This is a genomic window from Aliivibrio friggae (genome assembly GCF_057368515.1).
Genome location: NZ_CM170648.1, coordinates 525,563 through 544,448, shown reverse-complemented (window position 1 = coordinate 544,448; position 18,886 = coordinate 525,563). Strand labels below are relative to the sequence as shown.

Below are 18,886 nucleotides of genomic sequence, written 5' to 3'. Positions count from 1 at the left end.
AATTCACCTATATTGATGCGAGAATACCAAAGACACTACCAGCACAGATAGCAAGACCGTAAGGTACGCCCCTACTTACCCATTTTTCATTACTTGTTAATTTGTACATACTATATTGGCAATACGCTTGTATTCCTCCAATAAATAAAACAATACAAATAACTAATAACATATACTCTTGCTTAATCATTAATGACAATGCAGAGAATAATTTTATATCACCCGCCGCTATTACATTAAAATAGAATAAAATAAATCCGATAGTTAATATTATTAAAGGTGAAATTAAAAAACTTAAATCACCTTTAATAAAAATAGAAAAAAATCCAGACAATACGATTAAAGCAATGACATTATTAGATATTTTTCTATTCTTAATATCATGAAAAACAATATAGACATTGGTAATTAAAATAAAACAAAACAACCAAGTTTGTATTTTCATATTAGTTTATATATTAAACTTTTGGTGCCGAGTTTGCAGATTCAATATTGCTAGAGATTGTGCTCATTGCGCCTTCTAATGCGTCACGTAATGTGCCATTAAATACTGCAAGAACGATCGCTGAAATACACACACCAATAATTGCATATTCAATTGCTGTAACGCCGCGCTCATCGTTTTTGAAAGATTGAAGAGCAAGTTGAGATTTTACGAATAATTTAGTTAACATAATAAACCCTTAATTGATTAATATCTGTTCGAAGTGAACAAGCTGAATATTATTCGACCAGCCAACACCCGTCAATTTAATGACAGGCGCTATGACATTTCCATGACATTAATGTAATTCTCATTCAGCTTCCATTCAGATACGTGACAAATATCACATAAATGCTTGAGATCAGTCTTTAAGGGAGGTAATAATGCACAAAATTAACGTAACTCTGGTGATATAGATGTTAAAGAAAAAAGTAATAGCTCAAATAAAGACACTATTATATAGAGACTGTTGGATCTATTTACTTTGTAGTGCGTTAACTTTAACTGTGTCAATAATCGCTTACTCTTTTGAACAATCAAACCACATTGATCTTCTGGCTTATTACAATAAATTTTTGATCGCTGCAGCGTTAACTTTATTTATCTACTCTATCGGGTATTTTATTTATTTGATCTGCCAACTGCACCCAAAACCAATCAGTCAATATATCAACCAAGTTAGAAAAGTAAGCGTTGAACAGATCATCAGGGCTGTTGTGATGATGCTCTTTTTATCTCTATCCTTATCTAGCTATACAACGTTAAAAAGTTTGATCCCATTAATCCACCCATATACAAATGGGCTGGATAATGAATTAATGCAACTTGATAGGTGGCTTCACTTCGGTAGAGATCCTTGGGAAATAACCCATACGTTATTTAGCTCTATTGAAGCGTCTTCATTTATTAACTTAATGTACAACCTATGGTTTTTCATCGTTTGGGTAGTTGCCTTCTATTTTTTGATCTCAATAAAAAGTGAGAAGCTCAGACAACAATACCTAATCAGCTTTGTATTGTGTTGGGTTGTCAATGGTGGTTTCATTGCCGTTGGCTTATCCTCTGTTGGTCCTTGCTTCTATCACTTAATTAATGGTGGTAATGATTACTTTCAACCATTAATGAATTTACTTAATGAGCAAAATCAACAATTAATCGATAATGGCAGTGGCATTACACTTTGGGCATTAAAGACCCAAGTTACGTTGTGGGAAAGCTATCTTAAAGGCGGGTTTCATTTAGGTAGTGGGATTTCAGCGTGTCCTAGTATGCATGTATCAATGGCAACACTGATGGCTATTGGTATGACAAAAAAGAATAAATGGTGGGGTCTTATTTTCTGGCCTTATTGCTTAATCATTATGATTGGTTCTGTTCACTTGGGCTGGCACTATGCTATCGATGGCTATTTAAGTATATTATTAACCATAATAATTTGGAAGTTAGTACATTACGTAATGAATTCAAAGGAAAAAACTTACCAATTGAATCCCTCATAATCTAGGTCATATACAAAAAATGGACTCAACTTAAAATGAAGAGTCCATTTACCTATCTATTCTTATCTGAGATTTACCAACTTAGTTTCTTATTCAATAACAACGAAGCTGAAAGAATACAAGCGACTCCGCCTAAATCAGCATGACGAATGGCTGCTTGAGCTTGTTGTTGAACCTTAGGTTTTGCATGATAAGCAATGCCAAGGCCTGCAGCCTCCATCATGACCAGATCATTGGCACCATCACCGACAGCGACTGTATTGCTGATCTCAATGTCATACTTATCAGCTAATTCAACTAAGATCTCTGCTTTTGTTTCAGCACTAACAATGTCACCAATAACGTTACCTGTCAGCTTTCCATTAAGGATTTCAAGTTGATTAGATTGTGCGTGTACTAAATTTAATTCTTCTTTTAGATAATCCGAGAAATAAGTAAAGCCGCCAGAAGCAATTGCCGCTTTCCAACCATACTTCTGCATCGTTGCGACCAGTTCTCTAATTTCAGGCATAAAAGGAAGTTCAGATTTAACTTTAGCAAGGATCGCTTCATCTGCACCTGCCAAGCTTCCTACACGTTGAAGCAAACTTTCTTTAAAATCGAGTTCACCCTGCATTGCTCGTTCTGTGACTTCTGATACTTGCTTACCAACACCTGCTAGTTTCGCAATTTCATCAATACATTCGATCTCTATTGCTGTCGAATCCATATCAAAAAGAATGATCCCTGGCGTTGAAAGATCTGGAATATCTTTGATCTCGACGTAATCTAAGCCTAGTTCATCAACAATGATTTTATATTCAGGCGTAATATCACCAGCAATGGCAGCAACTTCATAATTGCCAACTTTCCAGGTTCTAACGATGGTGGTTGTCATACCAACAAAAAAGTCGATATCTTTAAAATGAAGAGGTGAAAGGTGTGGCCCATAAATGACCCATCCAACACTCTTTATCTCTAACTGAGAGGCTGTTACTGATGTTCTAAAGCGGCTAACTAATGTGGCTTGCTTCTTAATTGAAAATGGCGCTATCGTATCCATGATTTATTTCCTTACTCATCCTGTCTCAAAAATACCGATTGAAACTACATTGAGCAAGCCTGTTAAGACATAAACTGCTATTTTTTTTAAATTTGGGTATAATTCCGTCATTCTTATTTTTGTGGTGCTAACGATGCTTTCTCAAAATTTTGTCACCAAAAGTATAATGTTACTTTCTCTTTTGGCATTCAGTTATTTTATTTTAATCAACAGTACCGTTATCAGTGACAGCAACCAAGTCATTCAAAATAAACAGTTACAAGATTTAAGTCGAACAATGACTCGCCAAGCTGCCCTCTTTTCTGTTGATAATATCAAACAAGATAATCATGAAGGGTTACTGCAACTGGCTAACAATTTAGCCAAAGAGCCTCTAGTATTCGATGCAACGATTTATGATGCGGAAGGCGGCATTTTAGCTAAAAGTGACAATGCACTTACTGCCTCTCAAATTACAGGATTAAACACCCCACTTTCTATTGATGGTATTGGCCGCCAACAGTTAATAGAGCCAATCACAAAAGATAATCATCTAATGGGCTTTTTAAGGATTACCTTTGAGAAATCAACCCTGACAGGATTTGCTAATCATCATTACCGTAAAAGTGATCGCTTAATGTTTGGTATGTTAGCGATAAGTTTAGTGTCGGGAATGCTCATTATGGCTCTACTTCGAAAACGTAAAAACTCAAATAAACCTATCACTACTTTATTTGGTGGAAAATCATAAAAAAGAAAGGCGATGAAGTCACCCTCATCGCCTTTTTATATCTAAGCGTTAACTTAGCAATTGATATTATTTATCGCCAAGTAATACTGAATCTAGTGCGATTAGCATCATTTCATCAAACGTCGTTGCACGCTCATCTGATGTTGTTTGCTCACCGGTCTTAATGTGATCCGATACTGTACAAATTGCTAATGCTTTTGCACCGTATTCAGCAGCCACACCGTACATACCTGCGGCTTCCATCTCTACGCCTACAATGCCGTATTTGTCCATAAGATCAAACATGCTTGGATCTGGCGTATAGAACAACTCAGCAGAGAAAAGGTTACCTACTTTTACATCGATACCACGTGCTTGAGCTGCTAACTCTGCGTTACGAACCATTTCATAATCAGCAATCGCTGCAAAGTCATGATCTTTAAAACGGATGCGGTTCACTTTTGAATCAGTACATGCGCCCATACCGATAACAACATCACGTAGTTTGATGCCATCATTCACAGCACCACAGCTGCCTACACGGATCACTTTTTTAACGCCAAAATCTTTTACTAACTCTGTCATGTAGATTGAGCATGATGGAATACCCATACCGTGGCCCATAACAGAAATCTTACGACCTTTATAAGTACCCGTAAAACCATACATATTACGAACGTCACATACTTGAACTACATCATCAAGGAATGTCTCAGCAATGTATTTTGCGCGGATTGGGTCACCAGGCATCAGTACTACGTCTGCAAAATCACCCATTTCAGCATTAATATGTGGAGTAGCCATAATTTATATCCTTGCTTATTTAACGTTAAATAGAAAAAAGCAGTAGAGAGGGCCCTACTGCTTATCATTTTTTATAGGAAAGATTTTCCATATTCCATATCAGAGGTTTCAAAGTACTCTGCTAAGGTTTGACCAATATCTGCAAATGTATCACGACGCCCTAATGAGCCAGCAGGTACTTTATGACCATAAACAATCACTGGGATATGTTCACGTGTATGATCGGTTCCTGGCCATGTTGGATCACAACCGTGATCTGCCGTTAGAATAAGAATATCATCTTCTTTTAGCATATCCATGATCTCAGGAAGACGACCATCAAAATATTCTAATGCTGCGGCATAACCTGCCACATCGCGACGATGACCATACGCTGAATCGAAATCGACAAAGTTAGTAAATACGATAGTGTTATCACCTGCCGTTTCAATCGCGTCTTTAGTCGCATCAAACAATGCAGGGATACCTGTCGCTTTGGTTTTTTGAGTAATACCGCAACCTGCGTAAATATCAGAGATCTTGCCAATTGAATGAACGTGGCCATTCTTCTCTTCAACTAATTTTTGCAGCACGGTAGTTGCCGGTGGCTCTAGTGATAAATCACGACGATTACCTGTACGCTCAAATTTACCTTTGCCTTCACCAACAAATGGACGCGCAATTACACGGCCAATATTGTAATCAGCAAGTTCTTCACGAGCAATCTGACAAAGCGTTAGCAAATTATCTAAACCAAATGTCTCTTCATGACAGGCAATTTGGAATACTGAATCGGCAGAGGTATAGAAAATAGGCATGCCTGTTTTCATGTGCTCTTCGCCCAAATCATCAAGTACTTGAGTTCCTGATGCATGGCAGTTACCTAGGTAACCAGAAAGATTTGCACGAGCAAGAATCCGATCAGTCAGTTCTTTAGGGAAGCTGTTTGTTTTATCAGAAAAGTAACCCCAATCAAACAATACTGGAACACCGGCGATTTCCCAGTGACCTGAAGGCGTATCTTTACCTGAAGACAATTCAGCCGCATGGCCGTAAGCACCAATGATCTCAGCGTTCGCATCTAAACCTGCTGCAAATTGACCTGTTGATTCTTTACCCGCCATCGCTAAACCAAGCTTAGAAAGGTTTGGAAGAGTTAAAGGTCCTTGACGATTACTGTTGTCAGCTAGGCCTTTATCACACTGCTCAGCAATATGACCCATAGTATCTGAACCTACATCGCCAAATTTTTCAGCGTCGCCTGCGGCACCGATACCAAATGAATCTAGTACTAAAATTATTGCACGTTTCATGTTTTCTTCCTTACACATCTTCAGGGCGAATTTTGCGATAAACTTCCGGAGTCATTTCTGGTTGTTCATCACTAATCACGATTGCTGCTTTTACAGCATCCGCGGCTTGTTGCCATTGTTCTTCACTGCGAGCATGGATCATCGCTAGTGGTTGTTCTGTATCTGCTGTTTGACCAAGACGGATCATATCACTTAAACCAACCGCATAATCAATAGTATCGGTTGCAACACGACGGCCACCGCCCATACCTACAACTGCCATACCCAAATCACGAGTATCCATTGCATTAACGAAACCGGCTTTATCTGCAAATACAGGTTTAATAATTTGTGCGCTTTCTAAGTGGTTATCGTAATTTTCAATAATGTCACTTGGACCACCAAGACCAAATACCATTTTACCAAAGCATTCTGCTGCTTTGCCATTATCTAATACCGTTTGTAATTTAGCTCGAGCTTCTTTTTCATCTTTTGCTAAGTTAGCAATTACTAGCATCTCAGCACATAGTGCCATCGTTACTTCGTATAAACGAGGATTACGATATTCACCAGTTAAGAAACGAATCGCTTCACGTACTTCTAATGCATTACCGGCTGTAGAGGCCAATACTTGGTTCATATCAGTAAGCAGTGCCGTTGTCTTAGTTCCAGCTCCATTTGCTACTGCTACGATAGATTTTGCTAACTCTTCAGATGCTTCGTAAGTTGGCATAAATGCACCAGAACCGACTTTAACATCCATTACTAACGAGTCTAAACCTGCCGCTAATTTCTTAGATAAGATAGAGGCCGTGATCAATGAAATATTATCAACAGTTGCTGTTACATCACGAGTGGCATACACACGTTTATCAGCAGGAGCTAAATCACCTGTTTGGCCAATAATCGCCACACCAGCTTCTTTAGTTACTTTTCCAAAAATCTCATTGCTTGGCATAATGTTGTAACCAGCAATAGATTCAAGTTTATCCAGAGTACCGCCAGTGTGACCTAAACCACGGCCAGAGATCATTGGAACATAGCCACCACACGCAGCCACCATAGGGCCAAGCATCAATGAAGTCACGTCACCAACGCCACCTGTTGAATGTTTATCAACAATAGGTCCGTCAAAGTTCATGTGACTCCAATCAATCACCATGCCTGAATCACGCATTGCACACGTTAATGCGATACGTTCTGGCATTGTCATTTCATTAAAGTAGACCGCCATTGCAAAAGCTGCAATTTGACCTTCAGACACGGTATTCTTTGCAACCCCTTGAATAAAGAAGTTAATTTCTTCTGTTGTTAGTACTTTATTGTCACGTTTTCTGCGAATAATCTCTTGTGGTAGATACATTAGTGCCTCCCCAATCTTGGTTGGGTAATTTATATAGGTAGGGTTGAGGTAGGTGAGACGGTAATGCCTCACCTAAGTCGATTTATTTTTTAGCTATAAATCAAGTAACGAGAAACTAGTAAGCTGATGGGTCAGCTGTTTCTTCTGTTACTTCTAATGTATTTAAAAGATTAGTCAGTAGGCTTGAAGCACCAAAACGGTAGTGCATGTTATCAGCCCAATCGCCACCTAAAATATCATCAGCCATTGCTAGGTATGCTTGTGCATCTTCAGCAGTACGAACGCCGCCAGCAGGCTTAAAGCCAACTGTTTTAGCTACGCCCATATCACGAATTACTTCTAGCATCATGCGTGCATATTCAGGTGTTGCGTTAACTGGCACTTTACCTGTTGATGTTTTAATGAAGTTAGCGCCTGCTTCAATACAGATTTGAGACGCTTTTTTGATCAATGCTTCTTCTTTTAGCTCACCCGTTTCGATGATTACTTTAAGCAGAACATCACCACACGCTTCTTTACACTGTTTAACCAGTTCAAAACCTACTGTTTCGTCACCAGCAATCAATGCACGGTATGGGAATACCACATCAACTTCATCAGCACCGTAAGCAACAGCGGCTTTAGTTTCAGCAACAGCGATAGCAATATCGTCATTACCGTGTGGGAAGTTAGTTACCGTTGCAATGCGTACTTCTGGTGTGCCTTGCTCGCGCAGCGTTTTCTTAGCGATAGGTACGAAGCGCGGGTAAATACAAACAGCTGCTGTATTACCTACTGCTGTTTTCGCATTCTTACATAATGCGATTACCGCTTCATCTGTATCGTTATCGTTAAGCGTCGTTAGATCCATTAATTTTAATGCACGTAGTGCCGCTGCTTTTAAATCGCTCATTGTTATCTCCAAAATAGAATAAATTCTTTGATAGTTTTGCTGTTCATATATTAAGTTCAACAGCAAATGAGCGGACTTGATTCCCTGAAGACTTGAGCGCATAACGCCCAATCAATATCCATTTTGCCGCCAGTACTTACTTCAATAGTATGAATGAGTACCGCTCTAACATCTCATCATGAGACGCCGTTGAAACATGGTTCATTTTACCAATACTTCTCTAGTGTCACTAGTGAAACCATGTTTCCATATAAAGACACAGAGATTATGAAAAGAAACGTTCAATTATCCATTGATAACCGACTGCACCGGCGTAAACACCGACAATCCCCATCACTCCTGATAAAACAGGTGGTGCTGGAATAGGTAATTTAATTGCTGAAAAAACAACGCCAACAATCAAACCTGCAAATATAGACAATAGAACTTCATTCATAATTAACTCTCTAGATTCTCATTATATGTATGCATTAAACATAGTTTATTTTTGATAATCTAGCTGTGTTTCTCTTTACTATGCCTCACATTATACCAAGTTAATTTACTGCTTATGTTTCTAACGAGTAACGCAATCGGTTTGCATCTCAAACTTTTTACCTAAAAAGTGTGAAAACGATTCATTCAGACATCACAATTTTTTCTTTTCTATAGATATAAAAAAACCCGCATTGAATGCGGGTTTTTAGGTATCTAACTTACTCTATAATGATTATAGAGATAGGAATAGACCTGCGATTGTTGCAGACATTAAGTTTGATAATGTACCAGCAGCAACAGCTTTCATACCCATCTTAGCGATATCATGACGACGTTCAGGAGCAAGGCTACCTAAACCACCAAGTAGAATCGCTACAGAAGAAAGGTTAGCAAAACCACATAATGCGAATGAAATGATTGCTTTTGTTTTCTCAGAAAGAACTACTTCAGCGCCTTCAGCTAGGTACGGTGCAAAGTTTAGGTAAGCAACGAATTCGTTAACTACCAGTTTTTGACCAAGGAATGAACCTGCGATTGTCGCTTCTTCCCACGGCACACCGATAATGAATGCAACTGGAGCAAAGATGTAACCAAGAATAAGCTCTAGAGTAATGTCTGGCATACCGAACCAACCACCAACACCACCAAGGATACCGTTGATTAGAGCGATTAGACCGATGAATGCAAGAAGCATTGCACCTACGTTTAACGCAAGTTGCATACCTGTTGCTGCACCAGCAGCTGCGGCATCAATTACGTTTGCAGGTTTGTCTGCGCCTTCTTGTTCTAAAGCATCAAATTGATCAACCGGAGTTTCCGTTTCTGGTTTAAGAATTTTAGCAAATAGAAGACCACCAGGTGCAGCCATGAATGATGCCGCGATTAGGTATTCTAGAGGCACGCCCATAGAAGCATAACCAGCAAGTACACCACCAGCAACAGAAGCAAGACCACCACACATTACTGCAAACAATTCAGATTGAGTCATTTTTGGAATGAATGGACGAACTACTAGAGGTGCTTCTGTTTGACCAACGAAAATGTTCGCAGTAGCAGAAAGTGATTCCGCACGAGAAGTGCCTAGTGCTTTTTGAAGAGCACCACCTAGGAAGTTAATCACGACTTGCATAATACCAAGGTAATAAAGTACCGCAGTTAATGATGCAAAGAATACGATTACAGGAAGAACACGCAGTGCGAAGATGAAACCGCCGCCGCCAAATAATTCAAACATTTTACCCGATACTAGGCCACCGAATAAGAATTCGATACCTGTGTTACCGTAGTTTATTACATTAGCAACCGCTTCAGATGCACCTAAAAGTACATCACGACCCACAGGTACATAAAGTATGAATGCACCTAAAAGAAATTGAATGGCAAAAGCGCCACCGACAGTACGTAGATTGATTGCTTTGCGGTTATCAGATAGAAGTACTGCAAAAGCAAGCAGTGCTACAATCCCAACCAAGCTCATTAACAGGCTCATAGTTAAAAGTTTCCCTAAAATTGATTGTTGGCGTGTTTCAAATTAGCGGGGGCGATTATACTCACTGAAGCACCAATAAAGTAATGCTGTTGTCACACATTCGTCGTCCGTACATCATGTATTCACTCATAATTGTGACTCTTATCACTAATTGAAATCTAAATATTCATCAATTACACCTAAAGTAATGACAAATAACTCAAATCCCAAACAAAGAGGTGGTATTTTTATAAACAGCTTTTGCAACCGTTTGCTTTGATTCTTTTCTAAGCAAACACAAGTATTCATAGATACTTAGCACTTTATCTGGCGAATTGGGCTCCCCTTGAAATCCATTAATTGGCATATCTGGAGAATCAGTTTCTAATAAAATCATCTCAAGTGGTATTTGAGCAATCACCTCTCTTGTTTTTTTTGCACGCTCATAAGTGATCACTCCGCTAACACCAATCAAGAACCCCAAAGAAATGAATTGTTCTGCTTGTTGCAAGCTGCCACTAAAGCCATGGATAACGCCCCCTTTCTCTGGTTTTATTTCTCGCAGTATTTTAAAAACATGATCGTGGCTTTTTCGACTGTGAACAATTAAAGGAAGTTGGTGGATTTTGGCTAATAGGCACTGCTCTCTAAAGACATCAATTTGAATATCTCGATTACTTTCTTTATCCCAAAAATCTAAGCCGCACTCACCAACAGCAACACACTTATCTCTATGTTCGTTGACAAATAGCTTTAATGAGGCCAATTCAGATTGATGATCATTTGAGATAAAGAGAGGATGAATGCCTAAAGCATAATAAATTGATGCATTCTGACGTGATAAGGAGACAACGTTAGCCCAATTAGATTGATTAACACTAGGAACAATAAATTTGCTGACGCCTTTCGCTTGAGCTTTTTGAAGATAATACGGTTCATTTTCAGAAAAAGGAGAAAAATCCAAATGACAATGAGAGTCAATAAATTCAAATGACATTATTCACCTTCTTTTTTATATGGTACACAGCTGCGCTTATTTTCAGGTGTTAAGCCAAGAGACTCGCACCATGCATCATATTTTTTAATCCATTGTTTAATAATTTTCCACATAACTCACCTCTAACTTCAAAACTAAAAACAGCGACTAAGTAAACTATAGATACAAAAACGGAGTCCATTAAGACTCCGTTTCATTTATTTGATAAATAGCTAATTAGTGTTCGCGAGTTGCTCTGAATTGAACCTCAGGGAAACGCTCAGACGCTAAATTCAAATTAACCATCGTCGGTGCAATATACGTTAAGTTATTGCCACCATCTAACGCTAGGTTAGTTTGGTTTTTACGTTGGAAGTCGTCCATGATTTTACCATCGGTACATTCAACCCAACGAGCGGTTGCGACACTGATACCTTCATAAATAGCTTCAACGTTATATTCAGATTTCAAACGAGAAACAACCACATCAAACTGAAGTACACCAACCGCACCAACAATCAAATCATTGTTTTGTAGTGGACGGAAAACCTGTACAGCACCTTCTTCTGAAAGTTGAACAAGGCCTTTTAGCAGTTGCTTTTGTTTTAGTGGATCTTTTAGGCGAATACGACGGAATAGTTCAGGGGCAAAGTTTGGAATACCTGAGAACTTCAAGTTTTCACCTTGCGTGAACGTATCACCGATTTGGATCGTACCATGGTTATGTAAACCAATAATGTCACCTGCATAAGCCGTTTCAGCACGAGAGCGATCCCCTGCCATAAAGGTTACTGCATCAGAAATACTAACGTTCTTACCTGTACGGACGTGATTCATTTTCATGCTTTGAGTATAAGTACCAGACACGATACGCATGAAAGCAATACGGTCACGGTGTTTAGGATCCATGTTTGCTTGGATCTTAAATACAAAGCCTGAGAACTTCTCTTCTGTAGCTTCTACTGAACGCTCTACCGCTTCACGAGTTTGTGGTGCTGGAGCCCACTCAGTTAAGCCTTCTAGCATATGGTCAACACCAAAGTTACCTAGTGCAGTACCAAAATAAACCGGTGTTAGCTCGCCCGCTAAGAATAATTCAAGATCAAACTCAGGACATGCGCCAATAACAAGCTCTAACTCTTCACGCACACTTGCAGCCAGTTCAGCACCTACTGCAGCATCCAATTCAGGGTTATCTAAGCCTTTAATGGTGCGAACTTCTTGGATCTCATGGCCATGGCCTGATTCATACAAGATCGTTTCATCACGATGAATGTGATAAACACCTTTAAACTCTTTACCACAACCGATAGGCCATGAAATAGGTGCACAAGCCATTCCTAGCTCGCTTTCTACTTCATCAAGCACTTCCATTGGATCACGTACTTCACGGTCTAATTTGTTCATAAACGTAACGATTGGTGTGTCACGTAAACGTGTTACTTCCATTAGTTTACGAGTACGGTCTTCGACACCTTTCGCCGCATCGATAACCATTAGACATGAATCTACCGCTGTTAATGTACGGTAGGTATCTTCCGAGAAATCTTCGTGTCCAGGAGTATCAAGAAGGTTAACTAGGCAACCGTTAAATGGAAATTGCATTACCGACGTAGTTACCGAGATACCACGTTCTTTTTCCATTTCCATCCAGTCTGATTTTGCGTGCTGGTTTGAACCACGACCTTTTACCGTACCCGCTTTTTGAATCGCGTTTCCGAATAATAATACTTTTTCAGTAATGGTTGTTTTACCCGCATCCGGGTGAGAAATGATGGCAAACGTTCTGCGTTTACCCACTTCTTGTAAAAAAGACATAAGCGTTGATAATCCTGTAAGATTTCAGAAAGGATGTAATTAGGCGAGATTATACTCAAAGACGTTGATTATCTAAAGCGCCGAATTAAAAGAATATATAACTCATGATAATGGCATCTTCCTTACCATTAGCTGTTGGGTAGTAATCGTGGCGTCGAGTCACTTCATTAAACCCTTCAGATTCATATAAAGAAATCGCGTTAACATTACTTTCACGCACCTCAAGCCAAGCAGACTCAGCGCTTTGTTCCATACACATATCAATAAAAAACTCCGTCAATTTACGACCAAACCCTTTTCTTTGATACGCAGGATCTATCGCTATATTAAGTAAAGTGACTTCTCCCACCACATTTTGAGCATAGAAATAGCCAACAACTTGATCGTTTTCTAGCATCACTCGGTGTTGCGCGCAGCGACTATTCAAATCACGGATCATTGATTCAGCCCAAGGGTGTGAATGTGCCGCTCTTTCAATTCGCCAAATATCATCTAGGTGAGCATCAGAAATGCATTGAATATTAATGGTCATAAGAACAAATTTGTCGCCATAAATCGCGTCGTGATTGGGTATTAGCATGCATTTCAGAAAGAAGCGGTGAACTTAATGCTTTTACTTCTTCCAATTCAGTAACAGGCACACCTGAGAACCAACACCATGTTAAATGATGCTCAGCTAAATACTCTAACGACTCAGAAGGAAGAAATAACGCCTGCTCTGGTAATAGTTTCATACTCGCAAGTACCTTTCCAAAGAGAAAAGCATCACGTTCAGTAGGAATAGCAGGAGCTACAAATAACAACTGACAAGTTTCAGGTAGCGATATTGTGCTTGCTTCTAATGCAGGAAAGAATTCAGGTTGACGAACTTGCCAAACCGAAATATTCATTTCATTTAAAAACTGTAACGCTTGCTGTGGCATATCAATTCACCTGTCAATCTAAGGGGAAGAATACTATCAACATTCCAGTATTGATGCCACTTGAAGTGTCTTAAATAATAAACATCTGATGGATTTGACCTCCCCCTGACTTTGGCATTATCTTCATTTTATAGTCTCTGCGACCCGACTGACTTAAGGCCATATTCATGAAAAAACAATTACTCACCGCTGCTGGTATTTGCTCATTAATCACGTTTTTACTATTGGTAATATTGATTAATGTCGCCTCTGTAAATACTGCCTATGCCAATGAAAATGAATGGGTTTTAATCAGCGATAAAGTAGTTAACTTTGAAGAAGAAACAGATACCGTTGAACCTCTTGCTTTTGTCAGCGAAAGAAAGTTTTCAAAAATAAAAGTAAAGTGTGTCCAAGGTACGGTAAACATTAAAAGCATGAATGTCACTATGACGGATGGGGCGACTAAAAAATTAAGTACATTAGGTACCTTAACCAAAGGCATGTCGACCAGAGTTTACAAGCTTCCAGGTTCAGAAAAAGCGAAATTTGATTTTCTTGAGTTAGAATATAAAAGCTGGGGAAGCTTAGCCTTAAACACCGCAGGTGTCGTCAAAAAAGCAAAGATAGAGGTCTGGGGACTAAAACGATAAATAAAAATGAATGCCCATTAGTAAATATGAGCATTCCATGACTTCATTATAGTAAATCAAACTCAGGGCAGTATTCGATCAAGCCTGCTTTCCCTTCTATGAATTCGGGTGAGCACGCTTTAATCATAAATGCCTCTTCTGGCACTTCCCATTTGCATTCCATATCATGATTTTTGGCCGTTTCAAAACCAAAGCGTTGATAATAGGCAGGATCACCTAACACAACAACAACAGGGTAACCGAGTTCGGTCAGTGTTTCTAACCCCTCTTTAATTAGGTCCTGGGCTATGCCTTGTTTTTGGTATTCTTCTTTAACGCACAAAGGAGCGAGCCCTTGCCAATTAAGATCTTCACCATTAAGCATTACAGGGCTAAACAAGCAGTGTCCAATCACTTCACCTTCATCCGTACAAGCCACTAATGATAAAGTTAAATGGCTATTTTCACGTAAGGACATGACCAAGCTAGCTTCTGCTTCTGTTTCAAATGTCGTACGAACTAATCGATCAATCGTTAAAATATCCGCTGGAGCTTCAGTTCTAATAAGCATTTATCGTCTCTTTTACTTCAGGCTTCTGCAAGCCCTGTTGGACAAAATTAGCCAACGTCATTAATGCTTGATTTAAAGGCTTTGGTAATGAATCAAGATCTACACTGTCCATCAAGTTTTTCACTTCTAACCCAAGCTCTGTATCACCTTCAATTTTCAAGCGACGTTGGAAAAATAGAGTATCAGGATCTTCTTTACGGCCAGCAATCAAGATTAAATCATTTAACTGTCCGCTAAAGCTCACATCATCACTCTCGATGTTGCCTGAGACTATCAGCTTTTCATCTTGATAACTGATAAACCAGTGCAATTCGAGATCAGTAATTGAAACTTTTAACCATTTATCTTCTAAAAACTCAAAATCACCATCTTCAAGCGCTTCATGAAATACTTGTTTTAACCCTTCAAGCAATACCTTCTGTTGCATTGAAACAGGAACTAACTTTGCCGGTGTTTTTAAGATCGATGCCGCATTTTTTACTATTTTTGAACGAATTTGATTAATCACGCTTAATTTCCATTACATTTGGTCGATAACTGTAAGCAAGTATAAATTGATTGCCCGATATCTAACCTGTTTCTTATCAAAAAAAGCACTTATTACAATTTAAGGTAGAAAATAGGGATTCATTCAATGTATATTTTATTGTTCGACTTATAAATACTGATGATTATTATTAATTCTGGAAGTTATTGGTCTTCTTTTTACTAAAAAGCGGTAACACTATGTCTCTTTCTCAAATACAACATTGGCTTCCTTTACTGACAGATAATAGTCCATTTCTGTTTGCTATTTTGGACTCGGATCATAACTATGTGACCGTAAATAATCGTTACTGCGAAATCAGTGGATTAAATAGAGAAGAGTTATACGGTCGATCTGATAGCGATATTTTAGGAGCTCATTTCTACTCGTCACTTAAAGCGTATTATAATAGAGCGCTAAATGGAGAGAAAATTGAAGCTGAAATCACTCTCGATGACCACCGCTTTGATACCAGTCTTCATTTCAGTCTATTCCCTATTGAACAAGATAATAATACCTATATTGTTTTTCACGCTGTCGATACCTCTGAGCGGCAGCAACTACTTAGCTCTTTGAAAGAGAGTGAATCAAAATATCATAAACTCACCGAACTGCTTAATGACGCGGTCTTCTTAATTGAAGGTGACATTATTGTCTCCGCAAATACCGCCTCAGCTAAAGTACTTGGTTTTAATAAAGCCAGTGAATTTATCGGTGAAAGTATTGAGCAACTGTTAACTCCTGCAAATAAAAACCAATCATTATCAGAAGCCATTATCACTCTAGCGTCGGAACAACAATTAATTGTGAGAACGACCGTTAATTGTGGTACGCGAATAGAGCTAACCTTAACCGTTGAAGAAACACACATTTTAGGTAGCCCTGCTCATTTAGTTATTGTAAAAGAAAATAAAAAACAGACTGCAGTTGTAAGCCAAGTTGCCGCATCCCAAATTGATTTATTAACGGGGATCTATAACCGACACGGTTTTACTCACGTTATTGAAAAAATGATTAAAGAAGATGTTCCCTTTTTCATGCTCTATTTGGACATCGATAACTTTAAAAACATTAACGACTCTTTAGGCCATCACATTGGCGATAGAGTATTAAAAGAAATTTCAACTCGCTTACAGAAATTACTTCCAAAACACGCAGTGGTTGGTCATCTAGCCGGAGATGAGTTTGGTATTCTTTTTCCAAAGCCTGAACACAACCAAATCCTTGAACAACTGGCTGAAAAGATAATAAAGCTGATCAATCAACCTTTTGACCTGGTTCATTTCTCTAAACGACTCGCTTGTTCTATTGGTAGCGTTCAATACCCAACCGATGGGACAGATGCTCGAAGCTTGCTACAAAATGCAGATACCGCAATGTACGAAGCCAAAGATCGTGGCCGAAATCGATTAATCAAATTTCATGACCAAATGAACAAAGAAGCAAGAATGCGTTTATGGTTAGAAATTGAATTACAAAAAGCCTTACAAAACAATGGCCTTGAAGTATGGTATCAGCCAAAAGTAAGTGCTCGTGATTTCAGAATCAATGGTGCTGAAGCTCTTGTGCGTTGGAAGCACCCTGTAGAAGGTTATATCAGCCCTGCTCGATTTATTCCCGTTGCTGAGCGTTCAGGCTTGATTGAAACGCTAGGCAAAGTGGTTATGCGTGAAGTATTCCAGACAGTTAAAGAATGGAGAAGCCAAGGTATTTTACCGGGAAGAATTGCCATCAACCTGTCACCAGAACAATTTGGCAACCCTCTGTTGCTTGAATATATGGAGCGACTATTAAAAACAACTCAAGTGGATCCAAACGACATCACTCTCGAGTTAACAGAAAGCGCAGTAATGAGTGATGGTGAGCATGCCATTCAAATGCTTGATGCGATTAAAAAACTTGGGTTTACCCTTTCTATTGATGACTTTGGTACTGGTTATTCCTCTTTAGCTTACCTTGCTCGCTTCCCACTCGATGAATTAAAGATTGATCGTGGTTTCATTAATGAAATAGATACACTACCCAAACAAATTACTATTATTGAAAATGTGATTAATTTAGGTAAAAACTTGAACATGGATATCGTTGCTGAGGGTGTAGAAACAAGACAACAAGCGATGCTGCTATCAAGTTTAAACTGTGATTCCATTCAAGGCTTCCACTTCCACAAACCTCAACCAAAACATGAGATTGAAGCGCTATTAGTACAAAATAAACGTTCAAGATAATCAAATACTTGCCTACTTAACACCTAGATAGTGCCTGCCACTTTCTAGGTATTACAACCTATTATGTAAAATTAAATCAAAAAAAGTCATCTTTAATACTATTTAATGCCAAGGCTTTATTAAGACAACAAAAGAACAAAAAACCTGCCTTAAATCAAGTTTCAAATTTATCTTATCATTATCATAGAGCATCAGATTTTTGTAACTAGGTATTCTTATGGAACTCCTCTGCCCAGCTGGTAATTTACCTGCTCTAAAAACCGCAATTGATTGCGGTGCCGATGCGGTTTATATCGGTTTTAAAGACGATACTAATGCTCGCCATTTTGCAGGTTTAAATTTCACCGGTAAAAAGCTTGAGAAAGCAGTGCAATACGTTCACGACCATAATAAGCACATTCACGTCGCTTTAAATACATTTGCTCACCCAGATGGATTTAGCCGTTGGACTAAAGCCGTCGATAATGCGGCAGCTATGGGGATTGATGCATTAATTATCTCAGATATTGGGGTTCTAGAATACGCGGCGAACACTTATCCAGATTTAGAACTACACTTATCAGTTCAAGCTTCTGCAACCAACGTTGCTGCGATTGATTTCTATAAAAAGAATTTCAATATCAAGCGTGTTGTCTTGCCACGAGTTCTCTCAATCCATCAGGTAAAACAACTATCACGCAATCTAACCTCTGATGTGGATTTAGAAGTTTTCGCCTTTGGTAGCTTATGCATCATGTCTGAAGGTCGTTGTTACTTATCTTCTTATATGACAGGAGAATCACCAAATACCGTTGGTGCTTGCTCTCCAGCAAAATATGTTCGTTGGCAAGAAACAGAAAATGGCCTTGAATCACGATTGAATAATATTCTTATTGATCGTTATGGTGAAGGTGAGAATGCAGGTTACCCAACACTTTGTAAGGGCCGCTTTGATGTAGAAGGAAAAACATTCCATGCATTAGAAGAGCCTACCAGTTTAAATACCTTATCTCTTGTGCCTGAACTTTTCGCTGCTAATGTGGCCTCTGTAAAAATTGAAGGTCGTCAACGTAGTCCTGCTTATGTCGAACAAGTAACGCGAACTTGGCGAGCAGCCATTGATCATTATAAAGCAAATCCTGAAGGTTATTCTGTTGAACCTAAATGGGATGCAACTCTGGCAAATGTATCTGAGGGGACTCAAACAACCCTTGGTGCTTATCATAAGAAGTGGCAATAGGAGAA

General features: G+C 38.9%; 20 protein-coding genes. 5 read left to right on the top strand and 15 right to left on the bottom strand.

The window, feature by feature from the left end:
- Positions 1–7: 7 nt before the first annotated feature.
- Both AC2INI_RS02515 and AC2INI_RS02510 read right to left on the bottom strand, forming a co-directional pair.
- Positions 8–445, bottom strand: coding sequence for an A24 family peptidase (locus tag AC2INI_RS02515; protein ID WP_486305271.1), 438 nt, complete (start codon positions 443–445; stop codon positions 8–10).
- Positions 446–458: 13 nt separating this feature from the next.
- Positions 459–674, bottom strand: a complete 216-nt coding sequence (locus AC2INI_RS02510) for a Flp family type IVb pilin (protein WP_486305270.1) — start codon at positions 672–674, stop codon at positions 459–461.
- A gap of 226 nt (positions 675–900) precedes the next feature.
- Here AC2INI_RS02510 and AC2INI_RS02505 point away from each other — a divergent pair, with 226 nt between their 5' ends.
- Positions 901–1,983, top strand: coding sequence for a phosphatase PAP2 family protein (locus AC2INI_RS02505; RefSeq protein ID WP_486305269.1), 1,083 nt, complete (start codon positions 901–903; stop codon positions 1,981–1,983).
- A 73-nt stretch (positions 1,984–2,056) separates the two neighbouring features.
- Here the strand turns inward: AC2INI_RS02505 and serB are convergent, their stop codons facing one another.
- Complete coding sequence (gene serB / locus AC2INI_RS02500) at positions 2,057–3,025, bottom strand: phosphoserine phosphatase (protein WP_486305268.1); 969 nt, start codon at positions 3,023–3,025, stop codon at positions 2,057–2,059.
- A gap of 133 nt (positions 3,026–3,158) precedes the next feature.
- Between serB and AC2INI_RS02495 the strand changes: the two genes are divergently transcribed.
- Positions 3,159–3,755 (top strand): YtjB family periplasmic protein, encoded by a 597-nt coding sequence (locus AC2INI_RS02495; RefSeq protein WP_122036694.1) that lies wholly within the window; start codon positions 3,159–3,161, stop codon positions 3,753–3,755.
- 66 nt (positions 3,756–3,821) lie between these two features.
- On the opposite strand, the gene deoD is transcribed toward AC2INI_RS02495, so the two are convergent.
- From deoD to AC2INI_RS02445, 10 genes are all read right to left on the bottom strand, one after another.
- Positions 3,822–4,538, bottom strand: a complete 717-nt coding sequence (deoD, locus tag AC2INI_RS02490; protein WP_105054054.1) for a purine-nucleoside phosphorylase — start codon at positions 4,536–4,538, stop codon at positions 3,822–3,824.
- Between the two features lie 71 nt (positions 4,539–4,609).
- A complete protein-coding gene (locus AC2INI_RS02485) occupies positions 4,610–5,830 on the bottom strand; it encodes a phosphopentomutase (RefSeq protein WP_122036693.1) in 1,221 nt (406 codons plus the stop codon).
- 10 nt (positions 5,831–5,840) lie between these two features.
- The gene (deoA, locus tag AC2INI_RS02480; protein WP_122036692.1) at positions 5,841–7,172 is read right to left on the bottom strand and encodes a thymidine phosphorylase; all 1,332 of its coding nucleotides are present in this window, start codon (positions 7,170–7,172) and stop codon (positions 5,841–5,843) included.
- Between the two features lie 115 nt (positions 7,173–7,287).
- Positions 7,288–8,064, bottom strand: a complete 777-nt coding sequence (deoC, locus tag AC2INI_RS02475) for a deoxyribose-phosphate aldolase (protein ID WP_122036691.1) — start codon at positions 8,062–8,064, stop codon at positions 7,288–7,290.
- 265 nt (positions 8,065–8,329) lie between these two features.
- On the bottom strand, positions 8,330–8,500 hold the full coding sequence (locus AC2INI_RS02470) for a XapX domain-containing protein (protein WP_122036690.1): 171 nt from the start codon (positions 8,498–8,500) through the stop codon (positions 8,330–8,332).
- A gap of 273 nt (positions 8,501–8,773) precedes the next feature.
- A complete protein-coding gene (locus tag AC2INI_RS02465; RefSeq protein WP_122036689.1) occupies positions 8,774–10,030 on the bottom strand; it encodes a NupC/NupG family nucleoside CNT transporter in 1,257 nt (418 codons plus the stop codon).
- Between the two features lie 199 nt (positions 10,031–10,229).
- Complete coding sequence (locus AC2INI_RS02460) at positions 10,230–11,006, bottom strand: TatD family hydrolase (protein WP_486305267.1); 777 nt, start codon at positions 11,004–11,006, stop codon at positions 10,230–10,232.
- Positions 11,007–11,222: 216 nt separating this feature from the next.
- On the bottom strand, positions 11,223–12,803 hold the full coding sequence (prfC, locus tag AC2INI_RS02455) for a peptide chain release factor 3 (protein WP_486305266.1): 1,581 nt from the start codon (positions 12,801–12,803) through the stop codon (positions 11,223–11,225).
- An 85-nt stretch (positions 12,804–12,888) separates the two neighbouring features.
- Positions 12,889–13,335, bottom strand: coding sequence for a ribosomal protein S18-alanine N-acetyltransferase (gene rimI / locus AC2INI_RS02450; protein ID WP_122036685.1), 447 nt, complete (start codon positions 13,333–13,335; stop codon positions 12,889–12,891).
- Entirely contained in the window at positions 13,325–13,726 is a 402-nt protein-coding gene (locus tag AC2INI_RS02445; protein WP_486305265.1) for a DNA polymerase III subunit psi, read from the bottom strand. The genes rimI and AC2INI_RS02445 overlap by 11 nt, the downstream gene beginning before the upstream one ends.
- 167 nt (positions 13,727–13,893) lie before the next feature.
- Here AC2INI_RS02445 and AC2INI_RS02440 point away from each other — a divergent pair, with 167 nt between their 5' ends.
- The gene (locus tag AC2INI_RS02440; protein WP_486305264.1) at positions 13,894–14,358 is read left to right on the top strand and encodes a hypothetical protein; all 465 of its coding nucleotides are present in this window, start codon (positions 13,894–13,896) and stop codon (positions 14,356–14,358) included.
- Between the two features lie 46 nt (positions 14,359–14,404).
- Here the strand turns inward: AC2INI_RS02440 and AC2INI_RS02435 are convergent, their stop codons facing one another.
- Positions 14,405–14,908, bottom strand: coding sequence for a GNAT family N-acetyltransferase (locus AC2INI_RS02435; RefSeq protein WP_486305263.1), 504 nt, complete (start codon positions 14,906–14,908; stop codon positions 14,405–14,407).
- Complete coding sequence (ubiT, locus tag AC2INI_RS02430) at positions 14,898–15,416, bottom strand: ubiquinone anaerobic biosynthesis accessory factor UbiT (protein WP_122036681.1); 519 nt, start codon at positions 15,414–15,416, stop codon at positions 14,898–14,900. Before ubiT ends, AC2INI_RS02435 begins: the two co-directional genes overlap by 11 nt.
- 218 nt (positions 15,417–15,634) lie before the next feature.
- Here ubiT and AC2INI_RS02425 point away from each other — a divergent pair, with 218 nt between their 5' ends.
- Positions 15,635–17,662, top strand: a complete 2,028-nt coding sequence (locus AC2INI_RS02425) for a sensor domain-containing protein (RefSeq protein ID WP_486305262.1) — start codon at positions 15,635–15,637, stop codon at positions 17,660–17,662.
- 217 nt (positions 17,663–17,879) lie between these two features.
- A complete protein-coding gene (gene ubiU, locus AC2INI_RS02420) occupies positions 17,880–18,881 on the top strand; it encodes a ubiquinone anaerobic biosynthesis protein UbiU (RefSeq protein ID WP_122036679.1) in 1,002 nt (333 codons plus the stop codon).
- The last annotated feature ends 5 nt before the right edge of the window (positions 18,882–18,886 follow it).